The sequence below is a fragment of the Aeromonas sp. 25-AL00135 genome (genome assembly GCF_054052385.1).
Map to the genome: position 1 here is coordinate 61,607 of NZ_JBSTYQ010000010.1, position 15,948 is coordinate 77,554.

Annotated in this window: 17 protein-coding genes; 12 read left to right on the forward strand and 5 right to left on the reverse strand. The window is 59.0% G+C overall.

The features are described 5' to 3' along the window. Positions 1-18: 18 nt before the first annotated feature. Positions 19-435, reverse strand: coding sequence for an alternative ribosome rescue aminoacyl-tRNA hydrolase ArfB (gene arfB / locus ACW5XC_RS11090; protein ID WP_042053320.1), 417 nt, complete (start codon positions 433-435; stop codon positions 19-21). 201 nt (positions 436-636) lie between these two features. Between arfB and glnK the strand changes: the two genes are divergently transcribed. The 5 genes from glnK to ACW5XC_RS11115 all read left to right on the forward strand — a co-directional run bounded on the left by glnK (position 637) and on the right by ACW5XC_RS11115 (position 6,031). Beyond that, a complete protein-coding gene (gene glnK, locus ACW5XC_RS11095; RefSeq protein ID WP_005341406.1) occupies positions 637-975 on the forward strand; it encodes a P-II family nitrogen regulator in 339 nt (112 codons plus the stop codon). Between the two features lie 258 nt (positions 976-1,233). Further along, a complete protein-coding gene (locus ACW5XC_RS11100) occupies positions 1,234-2,241 on the forward strand; it encodes a Fe(3+) ABC transporter substrate-binding protein (RefSeq protein WP_021230948.1) in 1,008 nt (335 codons plus the stop codon). 39 nt (positions 2,242-2,280) lie between these two features. Further along, complete coding sequence (locus ACW5XC_RS11105; protein ID WP_042053321.1) at positions 2,281-3,906, forward strand: ABC transporter permease; 1,626 nt, start codon at positions 2,281-2,283, stop codon at positions 3,904-3,906. Positions 3,907-3,987: 81 nt separating this feature from the next. Next, complete coding sequence (locus ACW5XC_RS11110; RefSeq protein ID WP_042053322.1) at positions 3,988-5,022, forward strand: ABC transporter ATP-binding protein; 1,035 nt, start codon at positions 3,988-3,990, stop codon at positions 5,020-5,022. A gap of 103 nt (positions 5,023-5,125) precedes the next feature. Further along, positions 5,126-6,031 (forward strand): Dyp-type peroxidase, encoded by a 906-nt coding sequence (locus tag ACW5XC_RS11115; RefSeq protein ID WP_042053323.1) that lies wholly within the window; start codon positions 5,126-5,128, stop codon positions 6,029-6,031. Between the two features lie 90 nt (positions 6,032-6,121). Here the strand turns inward: ACW5XC_RS11115 and argR are convergent, their stop codons facing one another. Next, entirely contained in the window at positions 6,122-6,592 is a 471-nt protein-coding gene (argR, locus tag ACW5XC_RS11120; protein ID WP_005340378.1) for a transcriptional regulator ArgR, read from the reverse strand. Between the two features lie 201 nt (positions 6,593-6,793). Between argR and ACW5XC_RS11125 the strand changes: the two genes are divergently transcribed. The 6 genes from ACW5XC_RS11125 (at position 6,794) to ACW5XC_RS11150 (ending at position 11,753) form a co-directional block, all read left to right on the forward strand. Further along, positions 6,794-7,534 (forward strand): ATP-binding cassette domain-containing protein, encoded by a 741-nt coding sequence (locus ACW5XC_RS11125; RefSeq protein ID WP_005357971.1) that lies wholly within the window; start codon positions 6,794-6,796, stop codon positions 7,532-7,534. 24 nt (positions 7,535-7,558) lie between these two features. Continuing rightward, a complete protein-coding gene (locus ACW5XC_RS11130; RefSeq protein WP_042053324.1) occupies positions 7,559-8,296 on the forward strand; it encodes a transporter substrate-binding domain-containing protein in 738 nt (245 codons plus the stop codon). Between the two features lie 3 nt (positions 8,297-8,299). Next, on the forward strand, positions 8,300-8,950 hold the full coding sequence (gene artQ / locus ACW5XC_RS11135) for an arginine ABC transporter permease ArtQ (RefSeq protein WP_042053326.1): 651 nt from the start codon (positions 8,300-8,302) through the stop codon (positions 8,948-8,950). Positions 8,951-8,953: 3 nt separating this feature from the next. Continuing rightward, complete coding sequence (gene artM / locus ACW5XC_RS11140; protein ID WP_005348902.1) at positions 8,954-9,616, forward strand: arginine ABC transporter permease ArtM; 663 nt, start codon at positions 8,954-8,956, stop codon at positions 9,614-9,616. A 221-nt stretch (positions 9,617-9,837) separates the two neighbouring features. Beyond that, positions 9,838-10,773, forward strand: a complete 936-nt coding sequence (gene mdh / locus ACW5XC_RS11145; protein ID WP_042053328.1) for a malate dehydrogenase — start codon at positions 9,838-9,840, stop codon at positions 10,771-10,773. A 395-nt stretch (positions 10,774-11,168) separates the two neighbouring features. After that, the gene (locus ACW5XC_RS11150) at positions 11,169-11,753 is read left to right on the forward strand and encodes a tetratricopeptide repeat protein (protein ID WP_042053402.1); all 585 of its coding nucleotides are present in this window, start codon (positions 11,169-11,171) and stop codon (positions 11,751-11,753) included. A 99-nt stretch (positions 11,754-11,852) separates the two neighbouring features. Here the strand turns inward: ACW5XC_RS11150 and hmpA are convergent, their stop codons facing one another. Continuing rightward, the gene (gene hmpA / locus ACW5XC_RS11155) at positions 11,853-13,046 is read right to left on the reverse strand and encodes an NO-inducible flavohemoprotein (protein ID WP_042053330.1); all 1,194 of its coding nucleotides are present in this window, start codon (positions 13,044-13,046) and stop codon (positions 11,853-11,855) included. A 111-nt stretch (positions 13,047-13,157) separates the two neighbouring features. Here hmpA and ACW5XC_RS11160 point away from each other — a divergent pair, with 111 nt between their 5' ends. Continuing rightward, complete coding sequence (locus tag ACW5XC_RS11160) at positions 13,158-13,625, forward strand: Rrf2 family transcriptional regulator (protein WP_042053331.1); 468 nt, start codon at positions 13,158-13,160, stop codon at positions 13,623-13,625. 43 nt (positions 13,626-13,668) lie between these two features. On the opposite strand, the gene ACW5XC_RS11165 is transcribed toward ACW5XC_RS11160, so the two are convergent. Both ACW5XC_RS11165 and ACW5XC_RS11170 read right to left on the reverse strand, forming a co-directional pair. Beyond that, on the reverse strand, positions 13,669-14,949 hold the full coding sequence (locus tag ACW5XC_RS11165) for an HlyC/CorC family transporter (protein WP_042053332.1): 1,281 nt from the start codon (positions 14,947-14,949) through the stop codon (positions 13,669-13,671). A gap of 42 nt (positions 14,950-14,991) precedes the next feature. After that, a complete protein-coding gene (locus ACW5XC_RS11170) occupies positions 14,992-15,780 on the reverse strand; it encodes a cytochrome C assembly family protein (RefSeq protein ID WP_005340390.1) in 789 nt (262 codons plus the stop codon). Positions 15,781-15,948 lie beyond the last annotated feature (168 nt).

Consider the following 15,948-nt stretch of genomic DNA (forward strand, 5'->3'; position numbering starts at 1 on the left):
TTGGAGGCTGGGGGGGGCTCAGTCCAGCACCGGCTTGCCGCGGGTGGACTTGATATCACCCTTGCGCTTTTTGGCATCGACCCGTTTGCGCTGGGAGCTGCGGGTCGGCTTGGTGGCATGACGAGCCTTGGGGCGCCAGGCTGCTTTCTTCAGCAACTCCACCAGACGGCTCATCGCCTCCTTGCGGTTCATGTCCTGGCTGCGATGGCTCTCGACCCGGATCAGGATAAAGCCGTCGTGTACCCGGCTGTCGCTCAGCTTGTCGAGACCCTCCTTGTAGAGGGGCGTCAGGCTGGGAGAGTTGCGGTAATCGAAGCGCAGCCAGACGGCGGAGTCGGTCTTGTTGACGTGCTGTCCACCGTTGCCCTGTGCCCGCATGGTCTGAAATTGCAGCTCATGCCAGGGAATAGTGACGCTGTTGGAGATAACTAACATGCTGTGTTGCTCTTGTTTGGTGCATACCCGCTGACCGCTGCAGCATGGTGCCTCATTATGGGGCGTGCTGGCCAGTTATGGGGATGTGCCTGGCGAATGGCGCCGACATTAAACTCTATCTATATGAAATAAAACAATAAAAATACTTGGCATAAGAATTGAAACCCGATTCATGACACACCATGGATTGGGAGCAACCAGATGAAGCTGATTAGTGCGATTATCAAACCGTTCAAGTTGGACGATGTCCGCGAGGCTATTGCCAACCTGGGGGTGGAAGGGCTGACCGTGTCCGAGGTCAAGGGATTTGGCCGCCAGAAGGGACACACCGAATTATACCGGGGAGCCGAGTATCAGGTCGACTTCCTGCCCAAGGTGAAGCTGGAGATTGCTACCGCCGATGATAACGTGGAAGGGGTGATCGAGGCGATCTGCAAGGCGGCCTATACCGGCAAGATCGGCGACGGCAAGATTTTTGTCTACGACTTGCTGCAAGCGGTGCGCATCCGCACCGGCGAGAGTGACGACGAGGCGCTGTGATGAACCGCATCAGTGACGTACAGATCTGTTGACCTCCCGATCTCGGGGAATCCCGATGGAGTGAGCGCTTATTGAAGCCTGATCAACATAACGTTTTGCTCAGAAGAGGCCGAATGGGATTCCATCCGGCCCTTTTCATTTATGGGCGATTAAATATGTGATGTGGCGACGGCGAGCTTTCTTGATCCGCTTATAAGATGTATGCAGAATGCAAACGGAAATCGTTATCACTCTGTATAGCTAATCAAGGAATGGATGATGAAAATGAAGATGTTGGCACTGGCTTTCTCTGCGTTGGCAGCTCAGTCGGCATTGGCGGCCGGGGAAGTGAATGTCTACTCCAACCGGCAGGATGAGCTGATCAAGCCCATCATCCAGCAGTTCGAGAAGGAATCTGGCATCAAGGTGAACGTGGTGTTCGCCAAAGAGGGGTTGAACGAGCGTCTGGAGCGGGAAGGCAAGCTCTCTCCGGCCGACCTGATGCTGACCGTCGATATCAGCCGTCTGACCGATCTGGTGGACAAGGGGCTGGTACAGCCGGTGGATAGCAAGATCCTGCAGGAGAACATCCCCGCCATCTATCGTGATCCGGAGAATCGCTGGTTCGCCCTGACCACCCGGGTTCGCGCCATCTACTCCAGCAAGGATCGCCTAGGCAAGCTCGAGACCATCAGCTACGAAGACTTGGCCAAACCGGAATTCAAAGGGAAAATCTGCACCCGCAGCGGCAAGCATGAGTACAATGTGGCGCTGGTCTCCTCCATGATTGCCCATCACGGCATGGCTGAGACCAAAACCTGGCTGGAAGGGGTCAAGGCCAACCTGGCGCGCAAGCCGCAGGGCAACGACCGGGATCAGGTCAAGGCGATCAAGGATGGTATCTGTGACGTGTCACTCGGCAACAGCTATTATCTGGGCGCCATGTTGAAAGATCCTGCGCAGAAGTCTTGGGCGGATGCGGTCTATATCAACTTCCCGAACCAGGCTGACCGCGGTGCCCACGTCAACGTGAGCGGCGTGGCCATGACCAAGTATGCCAAGAACAAGGCAGAGGCCCAGAAGCTGATGGAGTTTCTGGCTGGTGACACCGCCCAGCACATGTATGCGGACGTGAACGCCGAATATCCGGTCAAGGCCGGGGTCGAGCCTTCTGCCATGGTCAAGTCCTGGGGTAGTTTCAAGTCTGACGCACTACCGGTCAGCGATTACGCCAAGCACCGCAAGGACGCCTTGCAGTTGCTGGATGAAGTGAAGTTCGACTTGTAATCAGATGGGGCCAACGGCCCCATCAACATCTGTGGTCTCATGAAAAATTTTGGATGGATGACCGGCAGCTGGGCCATCGCCCTGCTGCTGGGTTTACCGGTTATAGCCCTGCTTTTCTCTGCCTTCTCGGCTGAGGGGGAGCTGTTTCGTCACCTCGCCGATACCGTGCTGCTCGATTATCTGGGCAATACCCTAGGGCTGGTGGTCGGCGTGGTGCTGCTAAGCCTGCTGTTTGGCGTACCCGCCGCCTGGCTGGTGGCCATGTGTCAGGTGCCGGGGCGGCGCGCTCTGCAATGGGCGCTGATGCTGCCGATGGCCATGCCCTCCTATATCGTCGCCTACGTCTATACCGACCTGCTCGACTACTCGGGTCCGCTACAGGCCGGGTTGCGAGCACTCTTTGGCTGGAACAGCCCTGCCGATTACTGGTTTCCTGCCATTCGCTCCCTTGGCGGCGCCGCTTGGGTGCTGGCGCTGGTGCTGTTCCCCTATGTCTATCTGCTGACCCGCGCCTCCTTTCTGGAGCAGTCAGTCAGCCTCATTCATTCCAGCCGCCTGCTTGGTTGTACCCCGTGGCAGAGCTTTCGTCGTCTCAGTCTGCCGCTGGCGCGCCCCGCCATCATGGTGGCGGTATCGCTGGTGGCCATGGAGACGCTGGCCGATTTCGCCACCGTCCACTTCTTTGCCATCAACACCCTGACCACGGCGGTCTACGACACCTGGCTCGGTTACGGCAGTCTGGCCACTGCGGCCAAACTCTCCTGCTTGATGCTGCTGGCGGTGGTGCTGTTGATCGCGCTGGAGCGCCGCTCGCGCAGTCGGCAGCAGGTGTTCCAGAAGTCCATGGGCCATGAGCAGCCGCTGCGCTATCCGCTTAAGGGGATGAGTCGCTGGCTGGCCGCTTTTTGGTGCTGGGGGCTGGTGCTGGCCGGTTTTGGCCTGCCGTTCGTCATCCTGCTCGACTACGGGGTGCGCTACTTCGAGTTGTCGTGGACGCCGGAGTTTGTCCGCTTCGCCGGCAACAGCTTGGCTATCTCGGCGCTGACAGCTCTGCTGGCGATGGGTATCGCCCTGCTGCTCGGCTTCTTCCGCCGCCTCGATGGCGGGATAAAGAGTCTGTTGCCCCTGCGCATCGCCGCCATGGGTTACACCATGCCGGGGACCGTGCTCGCCATCGGGGTGCTGGTGCCGCTCACCGCCCTCGACTTTGCCATCAACGATCTGGCCGAGTGGCTGGGGCGTCAGGGGCCGGGCTTGCTGCTGACCGGTACCATCACCGCCATCGTGTTCGGCTATTTGGTGCGCTTCGTGGCCATCGCCATCGGCTCGGTGGAGAGCAGCATGGGCAAGATCTCCCCCAGTCTCGACATGGCTGCCCGCTCTCTGGGGCAAGGGGATGGCGCTATGCTGCGCCGGGTCCATCTGCCGCTGGTGCGCCGCGGTCTTTTTGCCGGTGCCATGCTGGTGTTTATCGAATCCATGAAGGAGCTGCCCGCCGCCCTGCTGCTGCGGCCGTTCAACTTCGATACTCTGGCGACCCACGTCTACCAGTTCGTCTCGGACGAGATGCTGGAGCGCGGCGCGCTGGGGGCTATCGTCATTGTGCTGGTGGGGCTGTTGCCGCTGATCTGGGTCAACCGCAGTCTGGACAGTCCGGGCCACTGAGTCGCCATGTCGGTCAATGAAATTGCATGCGGTGTGCTGAACCGAAGGCAGCGCGCCGCCAGAAACGAGAGGAAGTCAGCCTTGTCCTGTTTGCAGGTTGAAAATGTCAGCTGCCGTTACAACGGCCGCAATGTGCTGGAGCAGCTCTCCCTGACGGTGGCAGACAACGAGATCGTCTGCCTGCTGGGGGCCAGTGGCTGCGGCAAAACCACGCTGCTCAAGGCTATCGCCGGGCTGCTGCCGCTGGCAGAGGGCTCGATTCGCCTCGGCGATACCCTGCTCGACGGGCCGGGTGCCAGCGTGCCGCCCGAGGCGCGCAATATCGGGATGATCTTTCAGGATTACGCCCTCTTCCCCCACCTGACGGTGGCCGACAACGTCGGCTTCGGTCTGACCAAACTCGACCGCGGTGCCCGCCAGCAGCAGGTGGACGAGGCGCTGGCGCTGGTCAATCTACAGGGGTTGGGGGATCGTTATCCTCACCAGCTCTCCGGTGGCCAGCAGCAGCGAGTGGCTATCGCCCGGGCGCTGGTGTGCAAGCCGCGGCTGATGCTGCTGGATGAGCCCTTCTCCAACATCGATACCCAGGTGCGGATGAAGTTGATCCTCGAGATCCGCGCCCTGCTCAAGCAGCAGGGGATCGGCGCCATCTTCGTCAGCCACAGCAAGGAGGAGGCGTTCGCCTTCGCCGATCGGCTGGCGCTGTTTCGCGCCGGTCACATCGAGCAGGTGGGTCAGCCGGAGCAGCTCTATCGCCGTCCGCAAAACCGCTTCGTGGCGGAGTTTCTCGGCGGGGTCAACTATCTGGCTGCCGAGGTGCTCGACAGCCACTGCGTGCAGACGGCGCTCGGGGTCATTTGTGGCAGCGAGCCTCATGGCCGGGCGGTGGGCGAGCAGTTGCAGCTGATGCTCCGCCCCCAGCAACTGCTGCTGGAGAGCGCCGCAGATGGCGAGCTCAAGGTGGTGGAGCAGCAGTTCCTCGGCCACCACTGCCGGGTGCTGTTCGAGTGTGGCGATCTGCAGCTGGAGGCGAGCATTGGCGAGCCCCTTGATGGGATGCGGGCACGGATCAAGGTTGCCCCCCATGGGCTGGTGTTGTTTGACCCTTTGCCCTGAACGCGTGATATCGTCGTGAAATCAAAGAACTGGATCCACTCTGGTTTATAATCGCGCAACGCAAATAGCCCGTAACGCTAACGCCTACTCAGGGGAGAGATATATGAAAGCCCAAGCCGGGATCTGCGCAGAGCCGAATCTGCACGCCCTCTATCTGATGTTCAATCGCACCGGCGACGCCGCCGAACTGGTCGGCCGTCTGGCCAAACTGCCCGCCCTGTGGCAGGCGGTTGCTGCCGATTTCCCTGATGCCGGGTTCAGCGGTCTGGTTGCCGTTGGCGCCGATGCCTGGGATGGTCTCTACCCTGCCGCCCGTCCGCCCCAGTTCCGCAGTTTTATGGCGCACTCCGCCAACGGTCAGGAAGCCCCCAACACCCCGTTTGATCTCTTTATTCAGCTGCGCGCCGATCGGGTGGATGTGCTGCACCACGCCGGTCACCGTGTGATGGCGCTGCTGGCCGGACTGGTCGAGCTGGCCGAAGAGGTGCGCGGTTTCCGCAATCTGGATTTCCGTGACCTGACCGGTTTTGTTGACGGCACCGAGAACCCGCAGGATGAGCACCGTGCCGAAGTGGCGCTGCTGGCGGAAGGCGAGTTTGCCGGTGGCTCCTACATCCACGTCCAGCGCTGGGTCCACGCCATGAGCGACTGGGAGAAGCTGGCGCAGAAAGAGCAGGAAGACATTATCGGTCGTACCAAGCCCGACAATATCGAGTATGAATCTGCCGCCAAGCCGCTGACCGCCCACATCAAGCGGGTCAACCTCAAGACGCCGAAAGGGGAGTCCATGGAGATCCTGCGCCAGAGCATGCCCTGGGGCACCATGACCGAGCAGGGGCTCTACTTCATCTCCTGCTGCCGCACACCGCAGCACTTCAACGCCATGCTGGCCAGCATGTACAAGGGGGAGGGTAGCCACTTCGACCACCTGCTGCGCTTCACCAGGGCAGTGACCGGCGCGGCCTTCTTCGCTCCATCGGAAGGTTTTTTGATGGCGCAGGGCAAATAAGCCCGCCTGACGAAGACTCAGAAAACAAAAATCCCGGCCTTGGCCGGGATTTTTCGTTCTGGCGTGACCGCGATGCCGCGGTAGCGGCCATTACGGCGTCTGTTCGAACAGCTCGAGGGCGGAGAGGTAGAGCTCTTCGATATCGGTATCGCTGGTCGGGGTGATGAAGATGGTGTCATCACCGGCGATGGTACCGAGGATCCCCTCTGCCTTGCCAAGGGAGTCGAGCAGGCGGGCGATCAGCTGGGCTGCGCCCGGGCTGGTGTGGATCACCACCAGTGCGCCGTTGTGATCGACGTCCAGTACCAGATTCTTGAGCGGGCTGGAGGTGGTGGGCACGCCCAGTTCTACCGGCAGGCAGTAGACCATCTCCATCTTGGCGTTGCGAGTGCGAACGGCGCCGAAGCGGCTCAGCATGCGCGATACCTTGGACTGGTTGATGTTCTCGAAGCCCAGCTCTTGCAGGGCGGTGACGATTTCTGCCTGGGAGCCAAAGCGCTCTTCTTTCAGCAAGGCTTTAAAGGCCTTGGCCAGTTTTTCTTGCTTGTCGTTGTGTTTCATCTTGGTCTCACGAATGAGGAGGTGTGGCGGCCTGTGCGATACAGGCGGCAGATACGAACAGCGGGGCCATTTTGCATTCATATGCCGTTTTTTGCAAGGAAGCGGCGCTTGTTCTGCATATTGATTCAAAAATGGCTTGCATCAACCTTTATTAGGGATAGAATCGGGATGAAATTTTGAAAACTTATTCAATTGGGCTGTATGGGTATTGAATTAATAGGTATCGAGAAGTCCTGGCACAAGGTGCCGGTTCTGCAACAGGTCAGCTTTCGGACATCCCCCGGTGAAACCTTGGTGTTGCTGGGCCCGAGCGGTGCTGGCAAGAGTTCCCTGCTACGGATGATGAACCTGCTGGATACCCCGGATGCGGGTGTTCTGCGGATTGGCGAAAGTGAATTTTCTTTCCCGAACTCCCTCTCTGCTGCCGAATTCAACCGCCAGTCCCAACTGCTGCGTCGCAAGGTGGGCATGGTGTTCCAGCAGTACAATCTCTGGCCACATCTCACAGTGATGGAGAATCTGATTGAAGCGCCGGTCAAGGTGCTCGGCATGAGCAAGGAGGCCGCCATCGAGAAGGGGGCCTACCTGCTGGCCCAGCTGCAACTGGCCGACAAGCGCGATGCCTGGCCTGCCCGTCTCTCCGGCGGTCAGCAGCAGCGGGTGGCCATTGCCCGTACCCTGATGATGGATCCGGAAGTGCTGCTGTTTGACGAGCCGACTGCCGCCCTCGATCCCGAGATCACCAAGGAGGTGGCCGAGATCATCCGTAACCTGAGCCAGACCGGCATTACCCAGGTGGTGGTGACCCACGAGGTCGACTTTGCCCGCAAGGTGGCCAGTCAGGTGATTTATCTGGAGAAGGGGCGGATCATCGAATCCGGCACCGCTGCCATTTTCCAATCCCCGCAAACCAGCCGGTTTGCCGAATTCTTGATGCATTGATATTGAATCGATAAGGAAGCTGTCATGAAAAAGAGTCTGTTGTTGGTTGCTGCCATGGGCCTGTTGAGTGCCTCCGTCATGGCCAAAGAGATCAAGTTCGCCACCGAGGCCACCTACGCACCGTTCGAATACCTGGATGACAAGAACGAGTTTCAGGGTTTTGACATCGATCTGGCGCGCGCCATCTGCGAGCAGGCCAAGCTGGAGTGCAGCTTCCACAACCAGGCCTTTGACAGCCTGATCCCCAGCCTGAAATTCCGTCGCTACGATGCCGCCATCGCTGCCATGGACGTGACCCCGGAGCGCTCCGCTCAGGTCGATTTCTCCGACATCTACTACGAGAACTCGGCCGTATTCGTCGCCAAGAAAGGGGCCTTCAAGGGGCCGGAAGAGATGGTAGACAAGACAGTCGGCGTGCAGAACGGTACCTCTCACCAGTCCTATCTGGTGGATAACTGGGTGAGCAAGGGCCTGCTGACCGTGCCGTACGCCAGCTACCAGAGCGCCTTCCTCGACATGATGAATGGCCGTACCGACGGTGTGTTTGCTGATACCGCCGTTGCTGCCGATTGGCTGAAGCAGCACAAGGAGTATGCGGTGGTGGGTACGCCAGTGACCGATGCCAAGTACTTCGGTACCGGCTTTGGCATCGCGGTCGCCAAGGGCAATCAGGAGCTGCTGACCCAGCTGAACAAGGGGCTGGCCGAGATCAAGGCCAACGGCACCTATCAGAAAATCTTCGACAAATACTTCGCGCAGTAAGCCATGTTGAGCCTGTTGTTGGATGCAGCCTGGATGACCCTCGGGCTGGCCTTGGCATCACTGGTCGGGGGCATGGTATTGGCACTGGCGTTCAGTGCCGCCGAGCTCAGCAAGCAGCATGCGCTGGTGTGGCCGGTGGCCACTCTGACCACGCTGATCCGTGGCCTGCCCGAGTTGCTGGTGGTGCTGTTCATCTACTTCGGCTCGACCCAGGTGCTGTTCCTCATCACTGGCGAGTATGTGGAGTTCAGCCCGTTTGCCTGTGGCGTGCTGGCGCTCTCCCTGCTGTTCGCCAGCTATGCGACCCAGACCCTGCGGGCGGCGCTCAATGCGGTGCCTTCAGGTCAACGGCTGGCGGCTCTGGCGCTGGGTTTGAGCAAGAGCCACATCTTCTTTCGCATCGTGTTGCCGCAGGCGTGGCGTCACGCCCTGCCGGGCCTCGGCAACCAGTGGCTGGTATTGCTGAAAGATACCGCGTTGGTGTCGCTTATCGGGGTGAACGAGATGATGCGTCAGGCGCAGATGGCTTCGGCCAGTACCTATGAGCCTTTCACCTGGTATGCCGCCGCCGCCCTCATCTATCTGGCCATCAGTCTGGTGAGTGAATATGGCCTCGGGCTGGCTGCCCGCTACACCCGCCGCTACGGAGGCTAACTGATGCAAGAGTATCTCGTTACGTTACTGGGCGGTCTGGTTACCACGCTGGAGCTGACCCTGTTCAGCCTGCTGCTGGGGATTGTGCTGGCGGCCCTGATGACCTGGGTGCTGGAGCTGCGCCTGCCGGTAGCGACCCAGCTGGTGCAGCTGTGGGTGCTGCTCTTTACCGGTACGCCGCTGCTCATTCAGATCTTCCTGATTTACTACGGACCGGGCCAGTTTGAGTGGCTGAAAGCCAGTCCGCTCTGGCCGCTGCTCAAGCAGCCCTGGTTCTGCGCCGTACTGGCGCTGGGTCTCAACACCGCGGCTTACTCCACCCGGTTGTTCAAGGGGGCGCTCGATGCCATCCCGGCCGGTGAGGTGGAAGCGTGTCGTGCACTTGGTTTTAACGGTCGCCAGACCTTGTGGATGAAGGTGCGCCACGCCGCCCGTCATCTGGTGCCTGCCTACTCCAACGAGGTGATCCTGGTGCTCAAGGGGAGCTCCCTCGCCAGTACCATCACCATCATGGACATTATGGGGCTGGCGCAGGGGTTGAATGCCCAGACCTACGATACCCTGGCGGTGTTCGGGGTGGCTGGCGGGCTTTATCTGGCGATGAACGGATTGTTAACAATTGGTTTTCGCTGGTGTGAAAAACGGGCGTTGGCATTCCAATCCTGAGACCTTCAGATCTACCTCTTTATGGTAGGGAGAAGTGCAGAAAAACTGTGCTTCTCCTCCAACTTTTTGTATTTCCCTCCAATTTTTGCTCCCGCATGTTTCGTGGCTCACAGAACCCGTGACTGCAACTGTTATCAGATTGTTTTTTATGGGGGGATCCATTAAGGTTGGGCGCACAACAACAAACAACCTTAAACCTACGCTTAAACATGGAGTTGATCATGAAAGTTGCCGTTCTGGGTGCCGCTGGTGGCATCGGTCAAGCCCTCGCTCTGCTGTTGAAAAACCGTCTGCCGGCTGGCTCCGAGCTGAGCCTGTATGACATCGCCCCGGTTACTCCGGGTGTGGCCGTTGACCTCAGTCATATTCCTACCGACGTCGCCATCAAGGGCTTCTGCGGTGAAGATCCGACTCCTGCGCTGGTTGGGGCCGATGTGGTGCTGATCTCCGCCGGTGTGGCACGCAAGCCGGGGATGGATCGCTCCGACCTGTTCAATATCAACGCCGGTATCGTCAAGAATCTGGTCGAGAAGTGCGCGGCCACTTGCCCGAAAGCACTGATCGGCATCATCACCAACCCGGTCAACACCACTGTGGCTATCGCCGCCGAAGTGCTGAAGAAAGCCGGTGTCTATGACAAGCGTCGCCTGTTCGGTGTCACCACCCTGGACGTGATCCGCGCCGAGACCTTCGTGGCCGCTGCCAAAGGGGTGAACATCGACAAGGTTCGCGTCAATGTGATCGGTGGTCACAGTGGCGTCACCATTCTGCCGCTGCTCTCCCAGATTGAAGGCGCCTCCTTCACCGCTGAAGAAGTGGCTGCCATGACCAAGCGCATCCAGAATGCCGGTACCGAAGTGGTTGAAGCCAAGGCCGGTGGCGGTTCTGCCACTCTCTCAATGGGTCAGGCGGCTTGCCGTTTTGGTCTCTCCCTCATCAAGGGTCTGCAGGGCGAAGCCAACGTCATCGAGTGCGCCTACGTGGAAGGCAACGGCGAGCACGCCACCTTCTTCGCGCAGCCGGTACTGCTGGGCAAGAACGGTGTCGAAACCGTACTGGATTACGGCAAGCTGAGCGCCTTCGAGCAGGAAGCGATGGAAGGCATGCTGGCTACCCTGAAAGCCGATATCCAGCTGGGTGTCGATTTCGTCAAGTAAGCGGGTCAACCGTGCCAACAAGGGAGCTTCGGCTCCCTTTTGTATTGATGAGATCCGCCCGGCAGGCTAAGGGGATGGGGCTTGGTGCCGATAACAAAGTGCAGCAGGAGATCCTTATGATGAAACCCCTTACCCTTCTCGTTCTTGTCGGTGCATTCACCGCGCCCCTCTATGGTGCCGAGGCGGTATCGGCTGCCGTATCGAGCGATGCGCCTGCAGCAAGTGCATCGGCCCCGACCGCAAGCAGTGCTGCGGTGGCAACGGCCCCTGTCTCTGCTGCTACGCCTGCGCCCTCTGAGGCTGTCCCCGTCTTGCTTCCGGCCGAGCCGGTCACACCCGTTGCCAGCAGTGGCGAGGGGGCCGCGCCGCTGCCAAAACCGGCGGAGCCTGCCGCTGTGGTGGCGCCTCCCGCACCTCTGGCCGCTAGCGAGTTGCAGGCGGTGCCGCTCTATCGTCAGGACGAGCTGCTCAACTGGATTGAGCAGGGGCGCCACCTCACTCAGGTGAAGCAGGATCGCTGTCAGCTGACGCAGGATATCGAAGCGCGCGCCTCGGTGATGAAGATCCCGGCCTATCAATTCCTCTGGGGGGATATGCTGGCGTGGGGTGTCTGCACCAAACCCAATGCCGAGCTCGGGGTGCAATATATGTGGGAGGCGGCCAATCAGGGGTTGGCACCGGCGCTGGAGCAACTGGGTCGCTACTACTGGAAAGGAACTTTGGTGCAGAAGGATTTGGTGCGAGCCGAGACCCTGATGCGCGAGGCAGCCAGCCTCGGTTTTCTGCGGGCTCGCATCGAGTGGGTCGAGATGCTGTTGCAGGGGATGGGCAGTCCGCTCGATTATGAGGACGCCTATCGCTGGCTCCATGGCTCCGTCATAGGTGACAAGGCGCTACACCAGAAGGCGGCGAGTCTGCTCAGCCGTCTTGGCAACCGGATGCCGGCCAACGTGGTGGCCCGCGCCAAGGCGATGCACTGATCCAAAAAAATGACCCACAGGTCTGCACCTGTGGGTCCGGTTCCAGCCGCCGTGCCATGACAGGCCGGAACCTCCCTCTGTTATATGGCTGCCTGCGCCTTAGAGATCTTGGTGGGGGCCAAAAACTTCGTAATGGAGCTGCCCCGCTGGCACCCCAGCCGCCAGCAGCTGCCGCTTGATCTCCTGCATGAAGCCGACAGGGCCACAGAAGTAGTAGTGGGCCTGCGGCGTTATGCGCTCCTTCACGGCAGTCAGATCCATGGTGCCGGCCAGGTCGTAATCTTCACCCTGTACATCGCTGGCCTCCGGCTCCCGATACCAGACCCGGCTCAGCAAGTTGGGATGCTGGCGGGATTTTTGCTGAATATCCTCCCGGAAGGCGTGTACAGCGCCCTGTTCGCAGGCGTGCAGCCAGGTGATCTCGGCCTGATGAGTACTTTCCAGCAGCTGGTTGAGCATGCTCATCATCGGCGTCACGCCGACACCGGCTGAGAGCAGTACCACCGGGGTCTGGCTGTCGGCTTTCAGGTAGAAATCGCCGGTAGGGGGCATCACCTCGATCTTGTCACCCGCCTGCAGGTGATCGTGCAGCAGGTTGGAGACCTGACCCTGCGGCTCACGCTTGACGCTGATGCGGTAATCCTGCCCGTTGGGGGCATCGGAGAGGGAGTATTGGCGGATCTCCTGATATTCCAGCTCGGGGTGAACCAGCTTGATGCTGAGGTATTGGCCCGGTTTGAAGGTCAGTACCGGCTTGCCATCTTCCGGCGCCAGCAGGAAGGAGGTGATGAGGTCGCTCTCGGCTCGCTTCTCCTTGATGATGAAGGTGCGGGTACCTTGCCAGCCGCCATCCTGATTGGCCTTCTCCTGATAGATCTCCTGCTCGCGGCCGATGAAGATGTCGGCCAGCACGCCATACGCCTTGCCCCATGCCTCCAGCACCTCGTCGGTGACCGCACTTCCGCCCAATTCTTTGAGCGTGGCCAAGAGATGACTACCTACAATGTGATATTGTTCCGGCTGGATCAGGAATCCGGTATGTTTGTGTGCAATCCGCTCGACCGCACCGGCGAGCGCTCCCAGATTGTCGATATTCTTTGCATACGCGGCGACTGCATTGAACAGGGCCAGCGGCTGGCCGCCACTGCGTTGGTGGGCCAGGTTGAAGATATCTTTCAGCTCCGGGTTATGGCTGAACATCCGCTGGTAGAAGTGCTGGGTGAGGGCAGGGCCTGCCGATTCGAGCAGCGGAATAGTGCTTTTGATGACGGCAACGGTGGTTTGATCTAGCATAGGGGCCTCGTTCTAATTGAACATATAAAATGTCATTTAATAAGTGGCATCCTAGATGTTTATTTGATTTGAATCAATACTCCACTTTTCGCATCGCGCTAATCAGGTTTTATGAGACTAACCAGTTATACAGATTTTGGATTGAGAGCCCTGCTCTATCTTGCCACCCTGCCGGAAGGGGAGTTGTCGAGCGTTGCCAAGGTATCGGCCCTGTATGGCGTTTCCCGCAACCACATGGTGAAGGTGGTCAATCAGCTGGTGAAGCTGGGCTATCTGCAATCCCAGCGTGGCAAGAATGGCGGTATTCGTATGGCTTGCGATCCCGCCACCATCAATATCGGGCAGGTTATCAGGGCGCTGGAAGGCAATCTGGACGGCATTGACTGCGGCTCACCCGCTTGCCACATCGTCTCTGTCTGTCTGCTCAAGAGTGCGCTGAAAGAGGCGATGGATGCGTTTCTGGCGGTGATGGACAGCTATACGCTGCAAGACCTGCTGGCCAACCGTGACGAGCTACAGAGGGTGTTTGGCGAGTTGATCCCGACGCTGGTGCTGGAGCCGGATGATGAAGATGAATAGTGACGATGAGCAATAGAAAAGGGCTGCCACTGGCAGCCCTTTTTCAATCTTGCGAATCCGACTCCGCCCGATACGATGCTGGCATGATCCGCGCCATCTTGACCATGTTGTTCTCCACATCGAGGATCTCGATAGGATAACCGGCCAGCCGGATCCCGATGTTGGGCTGGGGGATCTCTTCCAGATATTCGAGGATCAGACCGTTGAGGGTACGCGGGCCGTCGATGGGCAGGTGCCAGTTCATCTCCTTGTTCAGCTCACGAATATTGGCTGAGCCTTCGACCAGATAAGAACCATCTGACTGGGGATGGATCTCGTCGCTCGGTGCAGGCGTCATGGAGGTGGTGAAGTCGCCCACGATCTCTTCCAGAATATCGTCCAGGGTGATCAACCCCTGAATGTCGCCGTATTCGTCGACGATCAGGCCAATTCGCTCCTTGTTGCGCTGGAATTTGGCCAGCTGCACGTTGAGCGGAGTTCCTTCCGGAATGAAGTAGATCTCGTCCACTTCCCGCAACAGACTCGATTTGTTGAACTGGTCCCTGGCTACCAGCCGCAGGGCATCGCGCGCGTGTAAAAATCCGACAACGTCGTCGATATTGTCGCGATAGAGGAGGATCTTGGTGTGAGCGCAGTGGGCCAGCTGACGCTGGATACTCTTCCAGTCATCGTTGATGTCGATGGCGTAGATATCGCTGCGCGGCACCATGATGTCCTCGACCAGCATCTTGTCGAGATCCAGAATGCTCAGCAGCATCTCCTGATGACGCTGGGGGATCAGGTTACCCGCCTCATTGACGATGGTGCGCAGCTCCTCGGTGTTGAGGGCGTCATCCTTGTTGGGATTGATCTTCAGCATCTTGAGCAGCCCGCTGGTGATGCCGTTGATCAGCCAGACCAGCGGCGAGAGCGGCACCATCAGCCCCTTGAGGATCCAGGAGGCGGGATAGGCGATCTTCTCCGGAAACATGGCGGCCAGGGTCTTGGGGGTCACTTCACCGAATACCAGTACCACCAGGGTCAGCCCGAAGGTGGCGATGGCGACCCCGAGATCACCAAACAGCCGGATACAGACGATGGTGGCGATGGCGGAGGCGAGAATATTGACCAGATTGTTGCCGATCAGGATCAGCCCCAGCAGGCGATCGGGGCGGGCGAGCAGTTGCTCGACGCGACGTGCGGCTTTGTGTTTGGTCTGTGCCAGATGCCGCAGTTTGTAGCGGTTGATGGACATCAGGCCGGTTTCGGAACTGGAGAAAAAGGCGGAAAGAAGGATCAAGATAACGAGAACAATCAGTAATGTACTCGTTGAGATGCTGTCCAAAAAGGGCTCCTGTTGGATGGTATGGCTAAAAGAGTATAGGTGTCAGCTCAACAGCACTTCTTTGACGAAGCGACTGCCAAAGTAGGCAAGAGTCAGGATGAAGCTGCCGATCAGACTGAGTGTGATGACTTTGCGGCCGCGCCAGCCATAGGTGTGATGACCCCACAGCAGCAACACGTAGACACACCATGCCAGGATGGAGAGCACTGCCTTGTGAGACTTGCCCTGGGCGAACATATCTTCGAGGAAGAAGAGGCCGGAGGCGATGGAAAGTGTCAGTAGCAGCACCCCTGCAGAGATCAACTGAAACAGCCGTTTTTCCACTGTCATCAGTGGCGGCATGGCTGGCAGGTTGCTGATTTTTCTCGATTTAAGCTGTTTGTCCAGACAGGCGAGCTGCAGCGCAAACAGACAGGCGATCATCAATACCGAGTAGGCCATCAGGGCGAGGCCTATGTGCAGCAACAGCTGGGGATGGGCCTCCAGATGGGTTATGTAGCGACCCGGGATCAAGGCGCTGGCCGCCAACAGCAGGGCCGAGAAGCTGTAGACCACCGGCAGCAGGATCCAGCCGTTGAAGCGGCGGGTCACGCAGGTCATGAAACAACTGATGATGAGGCTGACCAGCGAGGCAACGTTGAGCATGCTCAGGTTCTGGCCGTAACTCTGCAATACCTCTGAACCGAGGGCGCTGGCGTGGGCGATCAGGGCCAATCCGATACAGGCAAACAGGGAGCGCTGTCCCACCGGCTTGGCGCTCAGTAACAGATGCAGGGAGGCGATGATGGCCAGCAGATAAAACGCCAGGGCCAGAACAGAGATTACGATCATAACCAGGTCGTTGTTGCACAAGCTTTTGAGGGTAAGAGGGGCAGTATACCTTGCACGAGAAGTGCTCGCCAGTTGTGCAACGGCCGATCTGCCCATATATAGGGAGAAGGTCCCTGCTGCTGCGGTGCGGCGAATAATCGTCCTCGCGCCCGCTCTGGGTTATAATGC

Coding starts and splice junctions, on each gene's coding strand:
- arfB (WP_042053320.1), bottom strand. CDS start 435: ATGTTAGTTATCTCCAACAGCGTCACTATTCCCTGGCATGAGCTGCAA.
- glnK (WP_005341406.1), top strand. CDS start 637: ATGAAGCTGATTAGTGCGATTATCAAACCGTTCAAGTTGGACGATGTC.
- ACW5XC_RS11100 (WP_021230948.1), top strand. CDS start 1,234: ATGAAAATGAAGATGTTGGCACTGGCTTTCTCTGCGTTGGCAGCTCAG.
- ACW5XC_RS11105 (WP_042053321.1), top strand. CDS start 2,281: ATGAAAAATTTTGGATGGATGACCGGCAGCTGGGCCATCGCCCTGCTG.
- ACW5XC_RS11115 (WP_042053323.1), top strand. CDS start 5,126: ATGAAAGCCCAAGCCGGGATCTGCGCAGAGCCGAATCTGCACGCCCTC.
- argR (WP_005340378.1), bottom strand. CDS start 6,592: ATGAAACACAACGACAAGCAAGAAAAACTGGCCAAGGCCTTTAAAGCC.
- ACW5XC_RS11125 (WP_005357971.1), top strand. CDS start 6,794: ATGGGTATTGAATTAATAGGTATCGAGAAGTCCTGGCACAAGGTGCCG.
- ACW5XC_RS11130 (WP_042053324.1), top strand. CDS start 7,559: ATGAAAAAGAGTCTGTTGTTGGTTGCTGCCATGGGCCTGTTGAGTGCC.
- artQ (WP_042053326.1), top strand. CDS start 8,300: ATGTTGAGCCTGTTGTTGGATGCAGCCTGGATGACCCTCGGGCTGGCC.
- artM (WP_005348902.1), top strand. CDS start 8,954: ATGCAAGAGTATCTCGTTACGTTACTGGGCGGTCTGGTTACCACGCTG.
- mdh (WP_042053328.1), top strand. CDS start 9,838: ATGAAAGTTGCCGTTCTGGGTGCCGCTGGTGGCATCGGTCAAGCCCTC.
- hmpA (WP_042053330.1), bottom strand. CDS start 13,046: ATGCTAGATCAAACCACCGTTGCCGTCATCAAAAGCACTATTCCGCTG.
- ACW5XC_RS11160 (WP_042053331.1), top strand. CDS start 13,158: ATGAGACTAACCAGTTATACAGATTTTGGATTGAGAGCCCTGCTCTAT.
- ACW5XC_RS11170 (WP_005340390.1), bottom strand. CDS start 15,780: ATGATCGTAATCTCTGTTCTGGCCCTGGCGTTTTATCTGCTGGCCATC.